We start from the raw sequence: 18,303 nt of genomic DNA, 5'->3' as shown, positions 1-18,303 counted from the left end.
CGACGGACCAGTACGAGGACGCAGATGTCTCACCTCCGAGCACCGGCCGCCCGCGCCGATCGCCGCGAGGGCGGCCGGCACGGGCGACCGGTCGCCCGACCCGCTCCCGCACTGCCCGAGACGCACATACGGCCCCAGCTGATGCGGCTCGCCGTCCTGCCGCCCCTCGCGGTCGCGCTGAGCGGCACCGCAGCGGTGCTCTTCAGCATCCGCTCCACCGGCGTGCGCACCGGCCCCCTGCTGTGGGCCGTGCTCGCCGGATCGGTCACCGTGGCGGTCGCCGGCATCCTGATCGCCGCCGTGGCCGCCGACCGCACCGCCCGCTCGGTCGCCGACCGCGTCGACGCGCTGCGCCGCACCGCCGCGCGCGGCGAGGCCGACCTGCACGCCCTGGTCGACGCGCTGCGGCAGGGCGAGACCCCGCCGCAGCGCGGCCCGCGCCGCCGGCCGCCCGCCGACGCCGACGACTTCGAGCTGCTCGCCGCCGATCTGGCGCGCGCGTACGACGGCGCCGTCACCGCCGTCGTACGGGCCGCCCAGCTCTCCAGCCAGACCGGCAGCCAGCAGAAGCTGGAGGTGTTCGTCAACCTGGCGCGGCGGCTCCAGTCCCTGGTGCACCGGGAGATCTCGACCCTGGACGACCTGGAGAACGAGATCGAGGACCCCGATCTGCTCAAGGGGCTCTTCCACGTCGACCACCTGGCCACCCGCGTCCGCCGGCACGCCGAGAACCTCGCCGTGCTCGGCGGCGCGGTCTCGCGGCGGCAGTGGAGCAACCCCGTCAGCATGACCGAGGTGCTGCGCTCCGCCATCGCCGAGGTCGAGCAGTACTCCCGCGTCAGGCTGGTGCCGCCCATCGCCGGCGAACTGCGCGGCCACGCCGTGGCCGACGTCATCCACCTGCTCGCCGAACTCATCGAGAACGCCACGGTGTTCTCCGCCCCGCACACCCAGGTGCTGCTCCGCGCCAACCTCGTCACCTCCGGGCTCGCCGTGGAGGTCGAGGACCGCGGCCTGGGCATGCCCGTCGCCGAGCAGGAGCGGATGAACGCCGTGCTCGCCGACCCCGACCAGGTCAACGTCGCCAGCCTGCTGGCCGACGGCCGCATCGGGCTCTACGTCGTCTCCCAGCTCGCCCGCCGGCACAGCATCCACGTGCGGCTGCAGACCAACATCTACGGCGGGGTGCAGGCCGTCCTCGTCGTGCCGCAGGCCCTGCTGGGCAACGCGCCGGGCGTGCCGGGCGCGGTCGCCGGGACCGCCGTACCGCAGCCGCAGCCGCAGCGGTCGGGGGAGGCCGGGGCGCCGCAGGTAAGCCGGGCGATGGCATCCGCGCCGCCCCCCGCGCCCGCGCCTTCGCCAGGTCCCGTGAGCGGCACCGAAGCGGGGGGTGCCGCACAGGGCGGGCGTGGCTCCGCGCAGGGCGGCGGGGACCGGGCCGGCGAGGCGGCCGGGGCCGGGACGGGCGGCGGGCAGACCGCGGCGACCGGGCGGCGCAGGCACGCCCAGCGGGGCCCGGGGCGCCGTGGGACCGAGAGCGGCGCGCGAGTGCGGCACGGAAGTGACCCGGCCCCGCTTCCCGTGCGCGGTGCCCAGGAGGCGCGGCCCACACCCGCCGAGGCCGTGCCCGGCATCAGCGCCGAGGACCGGGCGGCGGTGGAGGCGCACACGGGCGTCCTGCCCACCCCGCGCGTCGGCCCGGTCCGCGGCAGCATGGACAAGCCCCAACTGCCCCGCCGGCGCGCCCAGGAGCACATCGTGCCCCAGCTGCGCGGCGGACCGCTGCCCCGCCAGGAGAGCGACACCGTCGCCGGCCACGACCCCGGCCTGATGGCTGCCTTCCAGCGCGGCATCGGACTCGCGGAGGCCCAGCAGAGCCTGGAGGCCGAGCAGACGGAGCCGGGGTTCCGCGAGCCGGGGTTCCGGGAGACAGAGTCCGAGAAGACGGCGTACGAGAAGACGGCTTACGAGAAGACGGGGTACGAGACGGCGTACGGGCACATGGGCTCGGCCCACATGGATGCTGAGCACAGGGCAGGCGCGCACCTCCCGGCGTCCACGCCGGGACCGGCCGAGCCGACGCGCGAACGCCCCGAGCACGGCGATCCGGACCACATGGAGTCGCGGCACATGCGTCAGGCGCACATGGGTCAATTGCACATGGGCCAGGAGCACACAGGCCAAGCGCACCCGAGTCAGACGCACATGGGGTCGGACTACACGGGTGCGGACCACATGGGCCCGGACCACATGGGCCCGGGCCACACCGGCCCGGACCGCCCGGCCCAGGGCTACCCCGGTGCGCACCACATGGGACCGGGCCACATGTCCACCGACCACACAGCCCAGCCCCCCACTGCCCAGCCCCCCACTACTCCGGACCCCACCACACAGCACGTCGCCCCCATACCCCAGGCGCGCGCCCACGCGCCCGCAGCCGACGGTGTTCGCGGCAGCGGCCGGACCGAGGGGGGCGCGCCGGCCGGATGACCGCCTCCGCCCCCGCACCCCTGCGCCGTACCCCCACCCCCACCCCCAGCGCTCCCGCTGGTCTTCGTACCCCAAGGAGTCGATCCACCATGGCGAGCGATGCGCCGACCGTCCACGCCTCCGATCTCGACTGGCTGCTGAGCGGCCTCGTGCAGCGCGTACCGCACACCACCAGCGCGGTGCTCCTGTCCTGCGACGGACTGGTGAAGTCCGTGCACGGCCTGGACGCCGACAGCGCCGACCACATGGCGGCCCTGGCCTCCGGTCTGTACTCCCTCGGCCGCAGTGCGGGCGTCCGGTTCGGCGACGGCGGGGACGTCCGCCAGGTCGTCGTCGAACTCGACGCGACCCTGCTGTTCGTCACCACCGCCGGCTCCGGCACCTGCCTCGCCGTGCTGGCGGGCCGCGAGGCCGACGCCGCGGTGCTCGGCTACGAGATGGCGATGCTGGTCAAGAGCGTCCGCCCCTACCTGGTCACCGCGCCCCGGCAGCACGCCGTCGAATCCACGGCGACGAGGCCCTGAGCGTGGCCGCGGCCGGCGACGGACCCTGGCTGGACGACGCGGCCGGACGGCTCGTGCGGCCGTTCACGGTGAGCAACGGCCGCACCGAACCCAGCATCGCCCTCGACCTGATGTCGCAGGTGATGGCCACCGGCGTCACCCCGCTCGGCTACCTCGCCCCCGAGCACGCGCAGGCGCTCGACCTGTCCCGCGCGCCCGTCTCGGTGGCCGAGGTCGCCGCCCAGCTGAAACTGCCCGCCGTGGTCACCAAGGTGCTGCTCTCCGACCTGGTCGACTGCGGCGCGCTGACCACCAAGCCGCCCGTGTACCACCACACCCCCACTGACCGGTCTCTGCTGGAGGCAGTGCTCGATGGACTACGACGACAGCTCTGACCCGTTCCCGACCGCGCTCAAGATCCTGGTGGCGGGCGGGTTCGGCGTCGGCAAGACCACCTTCGTGGGCGCGGTCAGCGAGATCGCGCCGCTCAGCACGGAGGAGCTGCTCACCACGGTCAGCGTCGGCACGGACAGTCTCGACGGCGTCGAGAACAAGATGGAGACCACGGTCGCCATGGACTTCGGCCGGATCACCCTCGATCCGCACCATGTGCTGTACCTGTTCGGCACGCCGGGGCAGGAGCGGTTCTGGTTCATGTGGGACGAGCTGTCCGAGGGCGCGCTCGGCGCGGTGATCCTCGCCGACACCCGGCGCCTCCAGGACTGCTTCGCCGCCGTGGACTTCTTCGAGGAACGCGGGCTCGCCTTCGTCGTCGCCCTCAACGAGTTCGACGGCGCCCACCGCTACGAGCCGGAGGAGGTGCGGGCCGCCATCGACCTTGACCCGCAGATCCCGGTGGTCCGCTGCGACGCCCGGATCTCCAGCTCCGGGGTCCAGACCCTGCTCGTCCTCGTCCGCCACCTCCTCGCCCACGCCCCGGCGACCGCGCCCAGCCAGGGCGCCCACAGGTGATCCCGCCCTACCGCCCACGGAGCCCCTATATGAGGTACGCCCACAGCGACGGAGCCCGGCCATGAGCTACGAGCCGCCCCGGCCGGTCCGGGGTCTGCTGCTCACCCCCGAGGACAAGGAGGCGCCCGCCCGCGTCCACCGGTTGCGCCGGCTCGGCCTGGCGGACCGGCCCGACCCCGCGCTCGACGCCTTCGCGGGCCACCTCGCGCAGCTCACCGGCGCGCTCTACGCCATGGTCAACTTCATCGGCGAGGAGCACCAGTTCTTCGCGGGCCTGAGCGCCCCGGCCGTCTGCCCGGTCGTGCGGGACGACGGCACCAGCGCCGAGATCGGCCGGGCCCTGCCGCGCGACCACGGTTTCTGCCCCCATGTGGTGGTCCGCCGCAAGGCACTCGTCCTGGAGGACGTCGGCGACTACCCCCGGTTCGCGTGCAACCCGGTCGTCGACGGCTACGGCATCCGCTCCTACCTCGGCGCCCCCCTCATCGACAGCTCCGGCATGGCGCTCGGCACCGTGTGCGCGGCCGACACAGCGCCCCGCGCCTGGGGCAGGGCCGGCCTGGAGACCATCAAGGCACTCGCCGCCGATCTCGTCGTACGCCTCGAACGGAGCAGCGAGGACGGACTTCCTCTCTGACGCGGAGGACACCCGCGCGGGGCGGCGTGACGGGCGTTTTCGGGGGACGTGTAGGAAAGCTGAGGCGCCGGTTAAGAAAAGCTCGATGGACCCGGGCTCGCGCGTACGGCAGATTGCAGGGTGATTCCACCCCTCTGACCCGGTGCGGGCACCTTCGGCGCGCCCGCGGGCCGGGCCTCACCCACAGGAGCCGTAGCGTTGAAGGCGCTGGTCAAGGAGAAGGCGGAGCCGGGACTCTGGCTGACGGACGTCCCGGAGCCCGCCATCGGCCCCGGGGACGTCCTGATCAAGGTCATGCGGACCGGTATCTGCGGCACGGACCTGCACATCCGGTCGTGGGACGGCTGGGCCCGGCAGACGATCCGGACCCCGCTCGTGCTGGGCCACGAGTTCGTCGGGCAGGTGGTCGAGACCGGGCGGGACGTGACCGACATCCGCATCGGCGACCGGGTCAGCGGCGAGGGCCACCTGGTGTGCGGCAAGTGCCGCAACTGCCTGGCCGGCCGCCGGCACCTGTGCCGCGCCACCGTCGGTCTCGGCGTCGGCCGTGACGGCGCGTTCGCCGAGTACGTCGCCCTGCCCGCGACCAACGTCTGGGTGCACCGCGTCCCCGTCGACCTCGACGTCGCCGCGATCTTCGACCCGTTCGGCAACGCCGTGCACACCGCGCTGTCCTTCCCGCTGGTCGGCGAGGACGTGCTGATCACCGGCGCGGGCCCGATCGGCCTGATGGCCGCCGCCGTGGCCCGGCACGCGGGCGCCCGCAACGTCGTCGTCACCGACGTCAGCGAGGAGCGCCTGGAGATCGCCCGCAAGATAGGGGTGAGCCTGGCCCTGAACGTCGCCGAGTCCACCATCGCCGACGGACAGCGCGAACTGGGGCTGCGCGAGGGCTTCGACATCGGCCTGGAGATGTCCGGGCGGCCCGAGGCCATGCGCGACATGATCGCGAACATGACGCACGGCGGCCGGATCGCCATGCTCGGCCTGCCCGCCGAGGAGTTCCCGGTCGACTGGGCCCGGATCGTCACCTCGATGATCACCATCAAGGGCATCTACGGCCGCGAGATGTTCGAGACCTGGTACGCGATGTCGGTGCTGCTGGAGGGCGGCCTGGACCTGGCCCCCGTGATCACCGGCCGGTACGACTACCGCGACTTCGAGGCGGCCTTCGCCGACGCCGCGAGCGGCAGGGGCGGCAAGGTCATCCTGGACTGGACCGCGTAACCCCCTTCCCCCGCAAGCACCTTCAGGTATTCAGGAGCTCCCTCATGTTCGACACCGTCCGCGACGACCTGCGCGCCACCCTCGACGAGATCCGCGCCGCCGGCCTGCACAAGCCCGAGCGCGTCATCGGCACCCCGCAGTCCGCGACCGTGAACGTCACCGCCGGCGGCCGCCCCGGCGAGGTCCTCAACTTCTGCGCCAACAACTACCTCGGCCTCGCCGACCACCCCGACGTGATCGCCGCCGCCCACGCCGCCCTGGACCGCTGGGGCTACGGCATGGCCTCCGTCCGCTTCATCTGCGGAACCCAGGAGGTGCACAAGGAGCTGGAGGCCCGGCTGTCGGCCTTCCTCGGCCAGGAGGACACCATCCTGTACTCCTCCTGCTTCGACGCCAACGGCGGTGTCTTCGAGACCCTGCTCGGCGAGGAGGACGCGGTGATCTCCGACGCCCTCAACCACGCCTCCATCATCGACGGCATCCGCCTGTCCAAGGCCCGCCGCTTCCGCTACGCCAACCGCGACCTCGCGGACCTGGAGACCAAGCTCAAGGAGGCGTCCGACGCGCGGCGCCGCCTGATCGTCACCGACGGCGTGTTCTCCATGGACGGCTACGTCGCGCCCCTGGCGGAGATCTGCGACCTCGCCGACCGCTACGACGCGATGGTCATGGTCGACGACTCGCACGCCGTCGGCTTCGTCGGCCCGACCGGCCGCGGCACCCCCGAGCTGCACGGCGTCATGGACCGCGTCGACATCATCACCGGCACCCTCGGCAAGGCCCTCGGCGGGGCCTCCGGCGGTTACGTCGCCGCCCGCGCCGAGATCGTCGCCCTGCTGCGCCAGCGCTCCCGCCCCTACCTGTTCTCCAACACGCTCGCCCCGGTGATCGCCGCGGCCTCCCTGAAGGTCCTCGACCTGCTGGAGTCCGCCGACGACCTGCGCGTGCGGCTCGCCGAGAACACCGCGCTGTTCCGCCGCCGGATGACCGAGGAGGGCTTCGACATCCTCCCCGGCGACCACGCCATCGCCCCCGTCATGATCGGGGACGCGGCGAAGGCGGCCCGGATGGCCGAACTGCTGCTGGAGCGCGGGGTCTACGTGATCGGCTTCTCGTACCCGGTCGTCCCGCAGGGGCAGGCCCGCATCCGCGTCCAGCTGTCCGCCGCGCACTCCACCGAGGACGTCGACCGCGCGGTCGACGCGTTCGTCGCGGCGCGCGCCGAGCTGGCGGCCTGACCAGGGCGGACGCCCTGGGATAATGGGGGCATGATCGAGGCACGGCGGCTCCACATCCTCCGTGCGGTGGCCGACCACCGCACGGTCACCGCGGCGGCCGCCGCGCTCTACCTCACCCCCTCCGCCGTCTCCCAGCAGCTGACGGCCCTGGAGCAGGAGACCGGCCACCGCCTGGTCGAGCGCGGCGCCAGGGGCGTACGGCTCACCCCGGCGGGCGAGATCCTGCTCAGCCACACCAACGCGGTCCTCGCCCAGCTGGAGCGTGCCGAGGCCGAGCTGGCCGCCTACGGCTCGGGCGAGGCGGGCACGGTCACCGTGGCGGCCTTCGCGACCGGCATCGCCCAGGTCGTGGCCCCGGCCGTGGCCCGCCTCGCCCACCACGCGCCCGGCATAAGGATCCGTGTGCAGGACGCGGAGGGAGACGCCAGCCTGCCCATGGTCCTGGACCGGCAGGTCGACGTCGCGGTCGCCGTCGAGTACCGGGGCGCGCCGTCCGCCGACGACCCCCGCCTGACCCACGTCCCGCTGTACGCCGAGCCGTTCGACGCCGTGGTACCCCTGGGGCACCGTCTGGCGGACGCCCCCGAGGTGCCCCTCGCCGACCTGGCCAAGGACACGTGGATCGGGCCGTACCCCGGCAACCCGTGCCACGACGTGGTCGTCCTCGCCTGCGAGAGCGCCGGCTTCCAGCCCCGCCTGGAGCACTCCTCCGACGACTTCCGGGCCGTCGTCGCCCTCGCCTCGGCCGACGCGGGCGTGGCCCTCGTCCCGCGCTCGGCGCTGCGGGGCATGGACCTGGCCGGCGTGGTCGTCCGCCCCGTCGACGGCGTCGCCCCGACCCGCCGGGTCTTCGCCGCCGTCCGCCGGGGCGCCGAGGGGCACCCGCTGATCCGGCCGGTGCTGGAGGCGCTGGGCGAGGCGGCGCAGGCGTGAGGCTTCCGTAACGGCGCCGTCTCATTTCCGGGATAGCGTCCCGGAAATGAGAAACGAGGACACCGTCGATCTCCTCATCGGCGCCCGGCTCGCGGAACTGCGCGCCCAGCACGGCTGGTCGCTCGGCGAACTCGCGGAGCGCAGCGGGGTCAGCCGGTCCACCCTGTCACGCGCCGAACGCGCGGAGACCAGCCCCACCGCCGCCCTGCTGAACCGGCTCTGCCACGTCTACGGCCGCACCATGTCCCACTTGCTCAGCGAGGTGGAGGCGGCACCGGCCCCGCTGGTCCGGGCCGCCGAGCAGCGGGTGTGGGAGGACCGCGCCTCCGGCTTCGTCCGCCGGTCCGTGTCCCCGCCGCACACCGGACTGCGCGGCGAACTGGTCGAGGGCCGGCTCGTCCCGGGCGCGGACATCGCCTACGACCGCCCGCCCGTGCCCGGCCTGGAACAGCACCTGTGGCTGCTGGAAGGGGCTCTGGAGGTGACGGCCGGGGACCGGGTCCACCGGCTCGGCGCTGGGGACTGCCTGCGGATGCGGGTGACCGGAGCGACCCGCTTCCGCTGCGCCGGTCCGGACGAGGCGCGGTACGTGCTGGCGGTGGTGCGGCCATGAGGCCCCGCGGGGACACGGTGACCAGGGTGGAACGCTGGGACGGTGCCCGCGTGCGCGACCGCGTCGGCGACCTGGCGGCGCTGCTGACCGACACCGTGGCCTCGGGCGCCTCCGTCGGCTTCCTCGCGCCCCTCGGCCACGCGGCGGCGGTCGCCTGGTGGCGGGAGCGGGCGGAGGCCGCGGCGGCGGGCCGGCTCGCCGTCTGGGCGGCCCTGGACCCCGTGGGCCGGGTGACCGGCACGGTGGGCCTGGCCTGCCCCGACAAGCCGAACAGCAGGCACCGCGCCGAACTGGTCAAGCTGATGGTGCACCGCTGCGCGCGGGGGCGGGGCCTCGGCCGCCGGCTCCTCACCACCGCCGAAGAGGCCGCCGCGGCCGACGGCCGCACCCTGCTCCATCTCGACACCGAGACGGGCAGCCCCGCGGAGGGCCTGTACCGCTCGGCCGGCTGGACGAGGGCCGGGACCATCCCCGACTACGCGGCGAGCCCGGCGGGCGTGTTGCGGCCGACGACGCTGTACTACAAGCGGCTCGGAGGCTGACGGCCGGCGGGTGCGGCGGGGTGGCTGTCAGTGGCGGGAGCTACCGTGCGTGGCATGCCGGATGCACACGACGTACGCCGAATCGCCCTGTCCCTGCCGGACACCACGGAGAAGACCGCCTGGAGCATGCCCACGTTCCGGGTCGCCGGGAAGATGTTCGCGACCCTCCCCGAGGACGAGACGTCCCTCGCCGTGCGCTGCCCCAAGGAGGAGCGCGACGAACTGGTCCTGGCCGAACCGGGAAAGTTCTGGATCGCCGGCCACGAGGCGCAGTTCGCCTGGGTGAGAGCGAGGCTCGCCGCCCTGGAGGACGAGGACGAGCTGCGGGCCATCCTGGCCGACTCCTGGCGCCAGGCCGCCCCGTCCCGGCTCCTGGACGCGCATCCGGAGCTGGGGCTCCCGGCCGGGGGCTGAAAAGCCCGGCGGGCGCCTCCCGGGAAGTGGCATGATCCCGCCTCGGCGGCTGGGAAGAGGCCGCGGCAGGGGACGGGAAGCGGCACGGGCTGGGGAACGGCCGGGTCGGGGAGGGGAGCGCTCGGGATGACCGGAACGGACGCGCGGCGGGATGTCGCCGGCCGGGGTGTGCGCACGGCGGCGGCCGGTGTCCCGGCGCTCTGGTCGCGGGACTTCGCGCTCTTCTTCGTGGCCCGGGCCGTCGCCCGGCTCGGCGACACCATGCTGCCCGTCGCCCTCGCCGCCGGTCTGCTGGAACACGGGTACGGCGCGGGCGCGGTCGGCCTCGCCATGGCCTCCACGGCCGCCGCGTTCGCGGGACTCGTCGTCTTCGGCGGGGTCATCGCGGACCGGTTCAGCACCCGCAGGCTGATGATCGGCGCCGACCTGGTCCGGCTCGGCACCCAGTCCGTCGCCGCGGGCCTGTTCTTCACCGGGCACGTGGTGCTGTGGCAGATCTGCGCCATCGGCATCGCCAACGGCGTGGCCGGCGCGGTCTTCCAGCCCGGCGTGGCCAGCACCGTGCCCCGCCTCGCCACCGACATCCAGGGCGCGAACGGCGCCATCCGCATCGCCGAGTCCGCCGCCCAGCTCGCCGGTCCCGCCGTCGCCGGCGTCCTGGTGGGCCTCGCCTCGCCCGGCGGGGTCTTCGCCGCGCACGCCGCCACCTACGCGCTCAGCGCCCTGTGCCTGCTGCTGCTCCGGCTGCGCCCGCTCCCCGTCACCGCCCGCGCGGCCACCGGTTCCGCCCTGCGCGCCTTCCGCGCCGATCTCGTCGACGGCTGGCGGGAGTTCCGCTCCCGCGCCTGGCTGTGGGGCGTGATCGCCGTCTGGTGCCTCTACATGATCGCCGTGTGGGGCCCGACCGTGCCGCTGGTGGCAACCGAGGTCGTCCGGCACCACGGCCCCGGCGCGTACGGCCTGGTCAACTCGGCCCTCGGCGCGGGCACGGTGGTCGGTGGCCTGCTCGCCCTGCGGCTGCGCCCCCGCCGCATGCTCCGCGCGGGCGCGCTCTCCCTGTTCGCCTTCTTCGGCTTCCCCGCGACCGTCGGGGCGGGCCTCGGCGTACCGGCCATGGCGGCCGGGGCGGCGGTCGCCGGGGCCGGGATGTCGTTCTGGGGCGTGATGTGGGCGACCACCGTGCAGACCCAGGTACCGGCCGACGTCCTCAACCGCATCCACGCCTACGACGTGGCGGGCTCCCTCGCGATGATGCCGGTCGGCCAGGCCCTCGCCGGCCCGGCGGCCGCGTCCCTCGGCGCCGACCACGTCCTGCTGACCGCGGCGGTGGTGAGCCTGGCGGTGGCGGCCATCCTGCTGGCAGTGCCCGCGGTACGCGACTTGACCCGGGCCGACGCGACGGCATCCGCCGTGCCGTGATGACCGAGGTGACCCCTGGCGTGAGCGTCCCCGCATGCCGGCCCGCGCGGGGGCGCTCACCCGGGTCCCGCCGTCACCTGCCCCGCCCCGCATCCAGGAAGTGCCCGATCCGCTCCCGCAGGGTCGCCTCGTCCAGGCCGTGCGCGGCCACATGTTCCTCGATCGTGCCGTAGCGGCGCAGCTCACGGCGGCCGACGCCGAGGCCGAGCACCCGGTGCGGGACATCGGCCAGTGCCTCGCTCACCGCGGCCGTCGACGTCCCGGCCAGATACGGCTCGACCAGCACGACGTCCGTGCCCGCCGCCTCCGTCGCCCGGCGCAGCCCGGCCGCGTCGAACGGCCGTACCGTCGTCGCGTACAGCACGGTCACGTCCAGGCCCTCCGTCGCGGTGAGGACCGCGTCCAGCATCGGGCCGACCGCGACGACCACCCCCGAACGGCCCTCGCGGACGGTGACGAAGTGCCGGCCGTCGATGACCCGCCCCTGCCGGTTGGACTGCAGCGACAGCCGCACGTACACCCGGTCGTCGCCCGCCGCGACCGCGTGGTGCAGCAGCGTCTCGGCCTCGTCCGGGTGCCCGGGCACGTGCACGGTCCAGCCGTCCAGCGTGTCGAGGAGGGCCACGTCGCCCGGGGCCATGTGGGTGACGCCGCCGGCCGGCCAGTCGAAGGAGGCGGCGGCGCTCACCAGCACCGCGCCCGTGTCCTGGTGTCCCAGGTCCAGCTTGAGCTGCTCGAACGGCCGCTCCACGAGGAAGCTGGCGAAGGTGTGCACGATCGGCCGCAGTCCGGTGAGCGCCAGCCCGGCCGCCGCGCCGACCAGCAGCTGTTCCCGGATGCCGACGTTGATCACCCGGTCGGGGTGCCGGCGCTCGGCCTCGCGGAACCCGTCCCGGCCGATCTCGGCGAGGACGACCGCGACCCGGGGATCCTCGTCCAGCAGCCGGGAGGCGACGGGGGCGAAACGGTCACGCATGGTGTCCATCGAAAAGACCCTTTCCGGGAAGTCAGGCGTTCTTCGGCTCGACGCGGGCCACGACGACATGCGGCCGGCCGGGATGCGGGGCGGTGAACGCGGCGTACAGCGCCTCGTGGTCGCGCCCGTCGACGGTCACCGCGGACCAGCCCGCGGCCTCGAACCGGGCGGCGATCCCGCCGGGCAGCGCATGGCTCGCGGAGGAGTTGTCGACCACGACGGTGTGCAGCCGGTCGAGCCCGGCGGGCCCCGCGAAGGCGATCGCCTCGTGGTTGCTGCCCTCGTCCAGCTCGGCGTCCCCGATCAGCACCCAGACCGCCGGATCGGTCCGGCCCTGCGCCCGCAGGCCCAGCGCGGTGCCCACGGCGATCGGCAGCCCGTGGCCGAGCGAGCCGCTGCCGATCTCGGCCCCCGGCACCAGCACGCGGTCCGGGTGGTGCCCGAGCGGGGAGTCGTAGGACCCGAAGCCGGGCAGCCACTCGACGGGCAGGAACCCCTTGGCGGCCAGCACGGCGTAGTACGCCATGGGCCCGTGCCCCTTGCTCAGCAGGAAGCGGTCCCGGGCCGGGTCGTCCCGCCGCTCGGGAGTGACCCGGAGCACCCGGTCGTAGAGCACCCACAGCACGTCGAGCGTGGACGTGGCGGCGGGTCCGTGCTTCTCGTCGCCGGTCATCAGCCCCATCAGCCGGGGCAGGTCGTCGTAGCCGTGCGTACGGCTCTGATCCGTTGCGGTCGTCATACCGATGATCGTGCAACCTCAATCGGACTTGAGGTCAAACCGGGAAAGGGGCGCGCGACCACCGAGCCGAGTGCGGTATTGTTTCCCTGCGCGTTCGGCCGGGGAAAGCCCAGGTCAAACGGCACCGGGACGTGGCGCAGCTTGGTAGCGCACTTGACTGGGGGTCAAGGGGTCGCAGGTTCAAATCCTGTCGTCCCGACTTGTGAGAGTCGCCGGTGAGGGCCGGTTCCGGATGTCTCCGGAACCGGCCCTCCGACGTTCGAGCGGTTCTTCCGGCGGGTCAGGAAGCCGCCTTGTCGCCCTTGCTGCCGTCGATCACCTGTCCCGCCGGCGGGGGTGCCGCCTTGACCGGCTTCTCGTAGTCCGAGAAGACGACCGTGCCGGGATTCTCACCGCCGGACTGCTGGAGTTTGAGAATGTACGGCTTTCCCTCCGTGGCGACGTACATGGTGATGGTTTCGCCGCCGCCCTTCTTTTTCTTCAGGGCGATCGCCTCACGGCCGTTCACCGTGGTGACGCCGCCCTTCGTCATTCCCTTGCGCTCGGATGTGTCGCTGTCCATGTCGGCCAGGAATCCCTGCTTGTCGCACAGTCCCGTCGTACGGGCGTCACCGACCGGCACCTTCACCCAACGGCCGCTCAGCGCCTGGGCCTCCTTCCGGCCGCCGGCGGAGCCCTTGGCGGCGTTGGCCCAGAACTCCTTGTCACCCTTGACGTACGTTGCCTGGCCTGCGTGGATGACGTCGGCCGAGCCCCGTTCCATGGCCATCCGGCCCTTGCAGTTCTTCTGGGTGTCGACGTGGAAGTCGACCGTCAGGGGCTGCCCGTCCGCGGCGACCTTGCCGGCCATGCGCAGTGACGCGGCGTTCCTGGTGGCGGTCACCGCCTTGGCGGCCACCTGGTCCGCGCTCTGCCCCTTGAACGGCTGGTCCGACGATCCGTCGGCCGAGCACCCCGCGGCGCCCACGGCAGCGGTCGCGCAGATCACGGATGCGGCTAACGTGCGGCTCACAGACATGCAAAACCCTTCCCGGGAAACCTTCCGCATTTCCTGGACGGCCGCTCTTTTCCTCGCGGCGGCCGCCGTGGAAGTCCGGTTTCCCGGGAATTGTGGAATAGTCGCTTCCTCTTCTCCCCGAAGGCCGGGGCGCCGGTGACGGGTGGGTCAGAGAGCCAGCCCCACGTGCGCCAGGGCCTGCTTCAGCAGCACCCCGTGGCCGCCCGGCATCTCGTTCTGCACCGCCGGGGAGGCTGCCTCCTGGGGGCTGAACCAGACGAGGTCCAGCGCGTCCTGGCGGGGCCGGCAGTCGCCGGTCACCGGCACGATGTAGGCCAGGGACACCGCGTGCTGGCGCGGGTCGTGGTACGGCGTGATGCCCGCCGTCGGGAAGTACTCCGCGACCGTGAACGGCTGGAGCGAGGCGGGGACGCGGGGCAGGGCGACCGGGCCGAGGTCCTTCTCCAGGTGGCGCAGCAGCGCGTCACGGACCCGCTCGTGGTGCAGCACCCGGCCGGAGACCAGGGTCCGGCTGACCGTGCCGTCCGGGCCGATGCGCAACAGCAGCCCGATGCTGGTGACTTCACCGCTGTCGTCCACGCGCACGGGCACGGCTTCGACGTACAGGATCGGCATCCGGGCCCTGGCCATCTCCAGCTCGTCCGTGGTCAGCCAGCCGGGCGTGGTTTCGGTCATGTCAGACATTGCTTGATCATACTTTCCGGGTGGGGCGCCCGCTGGAATCGCGGGCCGGTTCGGATACGGGCGGTCCGTACAGTCGGCGGGCGTTGTCGCGGCCCGTCCAGGCCGCGATCCGCAGGGCGTCGGCGAGGCTGAACTCGTCGGCGTCGACGCGTTCTTGCAGCAGATCGGCGAGGCCCTGCCGGAAGCACAGGGCACCCAGGTGGTGGAACTCGGCCACACCATAGGCGTCGGAGCTGTACAGCAGTTTGCGGAACGGGGTGATCTCCAGCGCCTCCTCCAGCACGGCGCGGCAGCGGGCCGGGCCGGTGTAGTGCAGGGCGAGCCCCACGTCCAGGTACACCTGCTCGAACACCGCGGCCAGATAGGCGGCCTGCCGGTGGTACGGCCAGCAGTGCAGCAGCAGTACCGGGATCGTGCCGGCGGTCCGGTGCAGCCAGTCGGTGAGCAGGGCGGGGTCCGCGCGGTGCAGCCGTACGTCCGCGTCGCCGAAGCCGGTGTGCAGTTGCAGCGGCAGCCCCAGCTCGACGGCGGTCCACAGCAGGTGCCGGACCAGGACCGGGTCGGTGAGGCGTCCGCCCCGCGCCAGCCAGTGCCCGGCGGCCTGTGTCACCTCGGCCCCGGACGGGCGCTCCGGGTCCAGGGCGAAACCCGTGCGGTAGGCCGCGACGGACTTCACCGCGACCACGCCCGGCCGCCGTACGGCCTCCTCGGCGGCCGCGCGGAACACGGCCGCGTACTCGCCCGCCTCCACGCCCCCCGCCGCCACCGACTCCGCGATCCGCTCCAGCCGTACGACCTCACAGGCGGCGGCACCGGCGGCCGCCGCCAGCTCGGCGGGCGTCGTGAGGGGGTGCGGGGCGTAACCGGTGTCCACGCAGAACACCCCGGCTCCGGCCGCCGTCAGGAAGCGGCGGTTGACCTCCCGCCAGCCGAGCCGGGCGCGCCGGGCCACGTAGTCGGCGGGCGGTGCGTGCCGGGGCAGGTCCAGCAGGGGCGCGCAGTGGCGGCGCACGGCCAGGCCGGCCGGGCTGTCGAAGGGCGAGACGTCCGGCCAGGCCGCGCCCTCGGTGATCAGGGACGCGAACTCCGTGCCGCTCAGGTCAGCCGTGACCGCGCCGTGGCAGTGGTGGTCGACGAGCGGCAGCGCGGCGAGGGCCTCGTGGACGGGTCCGGGTGCGGCCATGGTCAGTACGTCCAGCGGTAGGCCGCCGCCACCTGCTCGGGGCCGAGCCCCTCGACGGCCGCCGCCTCGCCGAGCCGTACGGCGATCACCGCGTCGGCGAGGACCGGGCCCAGCGCGGCCCGCGGCACCGGGTCCGCGCGGAACTCCGCCACCGCCTCCGGCAGCGACCGCGGCAGCCGCCGTACGCCCAGGGCCGCCGCCTCCTCGGGGCCGTGGCGGGCCGGATCGCCGGTGATCTCGTCGGGCAGGGCGCGGGCCGCCGTGACGCCGTCGAGTCCGGCGGCGATCACACAGCCGAGGGCCAGGTACGGGTTGGCGGCCAGGTCGACCGGTTTGACCTCCATGTTGGCGTCCTGGTCGTGGCGGCCCGCCGTGCCCGTGACCATCCGCAGCGCGGCCTCGCGGGTCTCGCGGCCCCAGACGGTGAAGACCCCGGCCCACTGGGACGGCTTCAGCCGCAGATAGCTGGCCGGGCTCGGCGCGGTGACCGCCGTCAGGGCCGGGAGGTGGGCGAGGACCCCGGCCGCGAAGGACTCCGCCTCGGCCGTCATGCCGTACCGGCGGTCGCCGCCGGCGTGCAGGTTCACGCCGTCGCGCCAGCAGGACAGGTGCAGATGGCCGCCGTTGCCGACACCCTCGGCGGACACCGCGGGCGCGAACGACACGCGCAGGCCGTGCCGCTGGGCCACCGCCCGGATCGTCTGCCGGACCAGCACACTGAGGTCGGCCGCCGCCACCGGGTCCCGGGCGCCCACCGAGATCTCGAACTGTCCGGGCGCGTACTCGGGGTGCAGCTGGTCGACGTCCACGCCCTGCGCGGCGCACGCGGCCAGCAGGTCGGCGGTGTAGTCGCTCAGCCCGACCTGCCGGATCGCGCCGTACGCCGGGCCGGAGACGGCCGGTACGAACTCCCCGGGGGGCGCCGAGTCCAGCCCGACGGACCACTCGATCTCGATCGCGGCCTTGAAGGCGAGGCCGTGCCGTTCGGCGGCCTCGGTGACGGTCCTGCGCAGGAAGGTCCGGGCGCAGCCGGGATGCCGGGCACCCTCCTGGGTGATCCGGTCCACCGGCGCCCACGCCCAGCCGGGCTGCCCGGCCAGCGCCACCAGCCGGTCCAGGTCCGGGTAGAGCCTGAGGTCGCCGTCGGGGGAGCCGAGCACGTCGGTGGTGACGATCGAGTCGTGGGCGAGGAAGGTGTCGAACACCGGGGACATGCCGACGCCCCAGGACACGGCCGCCTCCAGCCGTCCGGTGGGGATCGTCTTCACCCGGCAGACGCCCGCGGTGTCCACGTACGCCAGCACGATGCCGCGCACGCCCTGGGCGGCCAGGTCGGCGGTGAGGCCGGCCACCCGGCGCAGGTCCCCGGGACGGCCGCCGGGCACGGGGTCGGCGAAAGTCGTCATGCGTCCTCCTCGGCGGGCCCGGCCCGCGCGCGGCCGGGGTCAGGGTTTCACGGCCACCGCGCCGAGCTGCGGCACCGGGGCGGCGCACGCCGACTCGGCGCGCCACTGCGAGCACGGCACCAGTCCCGGCTCCACCAGGTCCAGGCCCGCCAGGAACCCGGCGATCTCGGCGCGGCCGCGGGCGGTGATCGGCGGGGTGGCGTGGGCGTTCCAGAACTCCATGGCGGCCACGTTGCCCTCGCCGCCCACCTCGCGGTCGTCCGTCGGATGGGTGAGGACCAGGTGGCTGCCGGAGGGCATCGCCGCCATCAGCCGGCGCACGATGTCCCGGGCCTCGCCGGTGTCCAGGACGAAGTTGAGGATGCCCAGCATCAGCACCGCCACCGGCCGGTTCAGGTCCAGGGTCCCGGCGGCCCGTCGCACGATGCCGTCCGGGTCGTGGGCGTCGGCGTCGACGTAGTCCGTGACGCCCTCCGGGGAGCTGGTGAGCAGCGAGCGGGCGTGCACGAGCACGATCGGGTCGTTGTCGACGTACACGATCCGGGACTCGGGGGCGATTCGCTGCGCTATCTCGTGCGTGTTGTCGGCCGTCGGCAGGCCGGTGCCGATGTCGAGGAACTGCCGGATGCCCCGCTCGGCGGCGAGGAAGCGCACCGCCCGCCCCAGGAACTCCCGGTCGGCCCGCGCCACCGCCCGGATCACCGGGAACATCCCGGCGATCCGCTCGCCCACGCGCTGGTCCACCTCGTAGTGGTCCTTGCCGCCGATCCAGTAGTTCCACACCCGGGCGTTGTGCGCCACGCTGGTGTCCAGCCGTGCCGATCCGGCCCCCGGGGAGTCGACCTCGCTCACCTGTCCGCCCTTCTCACGTGCGGTTCTCCGCCGTCATTGTGCCTCCCGATGATCGAGCTGTCCCGCGAACCGGAAACGGCGATCGGTTCCGCCCGGGCTCGGGCCCCGCACCGGGCGGTCCGGGGAAGGTTTGCGCTTCGCTTCGGCGGTGCCTGGCAGGCGTGCGCTTCGCCTCCGGCGGTTTGGGGAGGGGTGGGCTTCGCCCCCGGCGGTTGCAGCGGAGTGGCCTGCCGGGTGCCCCAGTCCCCGGCGGTGGCAGCCAAGCGCTTCGCCCGTGGCGGTTGCGGGCAGGCTTGCGCCTCGCCCTGGTGGTTGACGACAGCCGGGTGCCCCGGCGCTCGACGGTTCGGGCGCTTGCGCCTCGCGCCGGTGGTTGCGGCCTGCCGGGCGCTGCGGTCCCCGGCCGTTCCAGCCGAGCGCTTCGCCCCCGGTGGTCGCGGGCGAGGCTTCCGTCCCG

The 18,303-nt window shown here is 73.9% G+C and carries 18 protein-coding genes, 1 tRNA gene and 1 pseudogene; 13 read left to right on the top strand and 7 right to left on the bottom strand.

Annotated features, from left to right (window positions below):
• Positions 1-24: 24 nt before the first annotated feature.
• From AB0947_RS06665 to AB0947_RS06610, 12 genes and pseudogenes are all read left to right on the top strand, one after another.
• A pseudogene (locus AB0947_RS06665) lies at positions 25-1,890 on the top strand (ATP-binding protein); the annotation flags it as partial.
• Positions 1,891-2,579: 689 nt separating this feature from the next.
• Positions 2,580-3,014: a roadblock/LC7 domain-containing protein gene (locus tag AB0947_RS06660; RefSeq protein ID WP_356341184.1), complete on the top strand. Its 435-nt coding sequence runs from the start codon at positions 2,580-2,582 to the stop codon at positions 3,012-3,014.
• Positions 3,015-3,016: 2 nt separating this feature from the next.
• Entirely contained in the window at positions 3,017-3,388 is a 372-nt protein-coding gene (locus AB0947_RS06655; protein WP_366749148.1) for a DUF742 domain-containing protein, read from the top strand.
• Positions 3,366-3,965 (top strand): ATP/GTP-binding protein, encoded by a 600-nt coding sequence (locus AB0947_RS06650; RefSeq protein WP_366749147.1) that lies wholly within the window; start codon positions 3,366-3,368, stop codon positions 3,963-3,965. The genes AB0947_RS06655 and AB0947_RS06650 overlap by 23 nt, the downstream gene beginning before the upstream one ends.
• Before the next feature lie 61 nt (positions 3,966-4,026).
• Entirely contained in the window at positions 4,027-4,602 is a 576-nt protein-coding gene (locus AB0947_RS06645; RefSeq protein ID WP_366749146.1) for a GAF domain-containing protein, read from the top strand.
• Between the two features lie 198 nt (positions 4,603-4,800).
• On the top strand, positions 4,801-5,829 hold the full coding sequence (gene tdh / locus AB0947_RS06640; RefSeq protein WP_366749145.1) for an L-threonine 3-dehydrogenase: 1,029 nt from the start codon (positions 4,801-4,803) through the stop codon (positions 5,827-5,829).
• Positions 5,830-5,873: 44 nt separating this feature from the next.
• Entirely contained in the window at positions 5,874-7,067 is a 1,194-nt protein-coding gene (locus AB0947_RS06635; RefSeq protein WP_366749144.1) for a glycine C-acetyltransferase, read from the top strand.
• Between the two features lie 30 nt (positions 7,068-7,097).
• Positions 7,098-8,000, top strand: coding sequence for a LysR family transcriptional regulator (locus AB0947_RS06630; protein ID WP_366749143.1), 903 nt, complete (start codon positions 7,098-7,100; stop codon positions 7,998-8,000).
• 46 nt (positions 8,001-8,046) lie between these two features.
• Complete coding sequence (locus tag AB0947_RS06625) at positions 8,047-8,613, top strand: XRE family transcriptional regulator (protein ID WP_366749142.1); 567 nt, start codon at positions 8,047-8,049, stop codon at positions 8,611-8,613.
• Positions 8,610-9,155 carry a GNAT family N-acetyltransferase gene (locus AB0947_RS06620; RefSeq protein ID WP_366749141.1) on the top strand — a complete coding sequence of 182 codons (546 nt, stop codon included), beginning with the start codon at positions 8,610-8,612 and terminating at the stop codon, positions 9,153-9,155. Before AB0947_RS06625 ends, AB0947_RS06620 begins: the two co-directional genes overlap by 4 nt.
• 54 nt (positions 9,156-9,209) lie before the next feature.
• The gene (locus AB0947_RS06615; RefSeq protein ID WP_366749140.1) at positions 9,210-9,569 is read left to right on the top strand and encodes an MmcQ/YjbR family DNA-binding protein; all 360 of its coding nucleotides are present in this window, start codon (positions 9,210-9,212) and stop codon (positions 9,567-9,569) included.
• 126 nt (positions 9,570-9,695) lie between these two features.
• On the top strand, positions 9,696-10,988 hold the full coding sequence (locus tag AB0947_RS06610; RefSeq protein ID WP_366749139.1) for an MFS transporter: 1,293 nt from the start codon (positions 9,696-9,698) through the stop codon (positions 10,986-10,988).
• 73 nt (positions 10,989-11,061) lie between these two features.
• Here AB0947_RS06610 and AB0947_RS06605 read toward each other — a convergent pair whose 3' ends face one another.
• Both AB0947_RS06605 and AB0947_RS06600 read right to left on the bottom strand, forming a co-directional pair.
• Complete coding sequence (locus AB0947_RS06605) at positions 11,062-11,973, bottom strand: transketolase C-terminal domain-containing protein (protein ID WP_366749138.1); 912 nt, start codon at positions 11,971-11,973, stop codon at positions 11,062-11,064.
• Positions 11,974-11,995: 22 nt separating this feature from the next.
• On the bottom strand, positions 11,996-12,703 hold the full coding sequence (locus AB0947_RS06600; protein ID WP_366749137.1) for a transketolase: 708 nt from the start codon (positions 12,701-12,703) through the stop codon (positions 11,996-11,998).
• Between the two features lie 125 nt (positions 12,704-12,828).
• On the opposite strand from AB0947_RS06600, the gene AB0947_RS06595 reads away from it, so the two are divergent.
• Positions 12,829-12,902, top strand: a tRNA-Pro gene (locus AB0947_RS06595).
• A gap of 81 nt (positions 12,903-12,983) precedes the next feature.
• Here AB0947_RS06595 and AB0947_RS06590 read toward each other — a convergent pair.
• The 5 genes from AB0947_RS06590 to AB0947_RS06570 form a co-directional block, all read right to left on the bottom strand.
• The gene (locus AB0947_RS06590; RefSeq protein WP_366749136.1) at positions 12,984-13,715 is read right to left on the bottom strand and encodes a hypothetical protein; all 732 of its coding nucleotides are present in this window, start codon (positions 13,713-13,715) and stop codon (positions 12,984-12,986) included.
• A gap of 153 nt (positions 13,716-13,868) precedes the next feature.
• Entirely contained in the window at positions 13,869-14,405 is a 537-nt protein-coding gene (locus AB0947_RS06585) for an NUDIX hydrolase family protein (protein WP_366749135.1), read from the bottom strand.
• 7 nt (positions 14,406-14,412) lie between these two features.
• Complete coding sequence (locus AB0947_RS06580) at positions 14,413-15,588, bottom strand: amidohydrolase family protein (protein WP_366749134.1); 1,176 nt, start codon at positions 15,586-15,588, stop codon at positions 14,413-14,415.
• Positions 15,589-15,590: 2 nt separating this feature from the next.
• Entirely contained in the window at positions 15,591-16,994 is a 1,404-nt protein-coding gene (locus AB0947_RS06575; protein WP_366749133.1) for a glutamine synthetase family protein, read from the bottom strand.
• 39 nt (positions 16,995-17,033) lie between these two features.
• Positions 17,034-17,846 carry an SAM-dependent methyltransferase gene (locus AB0947_RS06570; protein WP_366749132.1) on the bottom strand — a complete coding sequence of 271 codons (813 nt, stop codon included), beginning with the start codon at positions 17,844-17,846 and terminating at the stop codon, positions 17,034-17,036.
• Positions 17,847-18,303 lie beyond the last annotated feature (457 nt).

Source organism: Streptomyces sp. NPDC047841 (assembly GCF_040704085.1).
GTDB lineage: Bacteria > Actinomycetota > Actinomycetes > Streptomycetales > Streptomycetaceae > Streptomyces > Streptomyces argyrophylli.
Note: the sequence above shows the minus strand (reverse complement) of the source record. Positions and strands in the feature narration are given on the sequence as shown.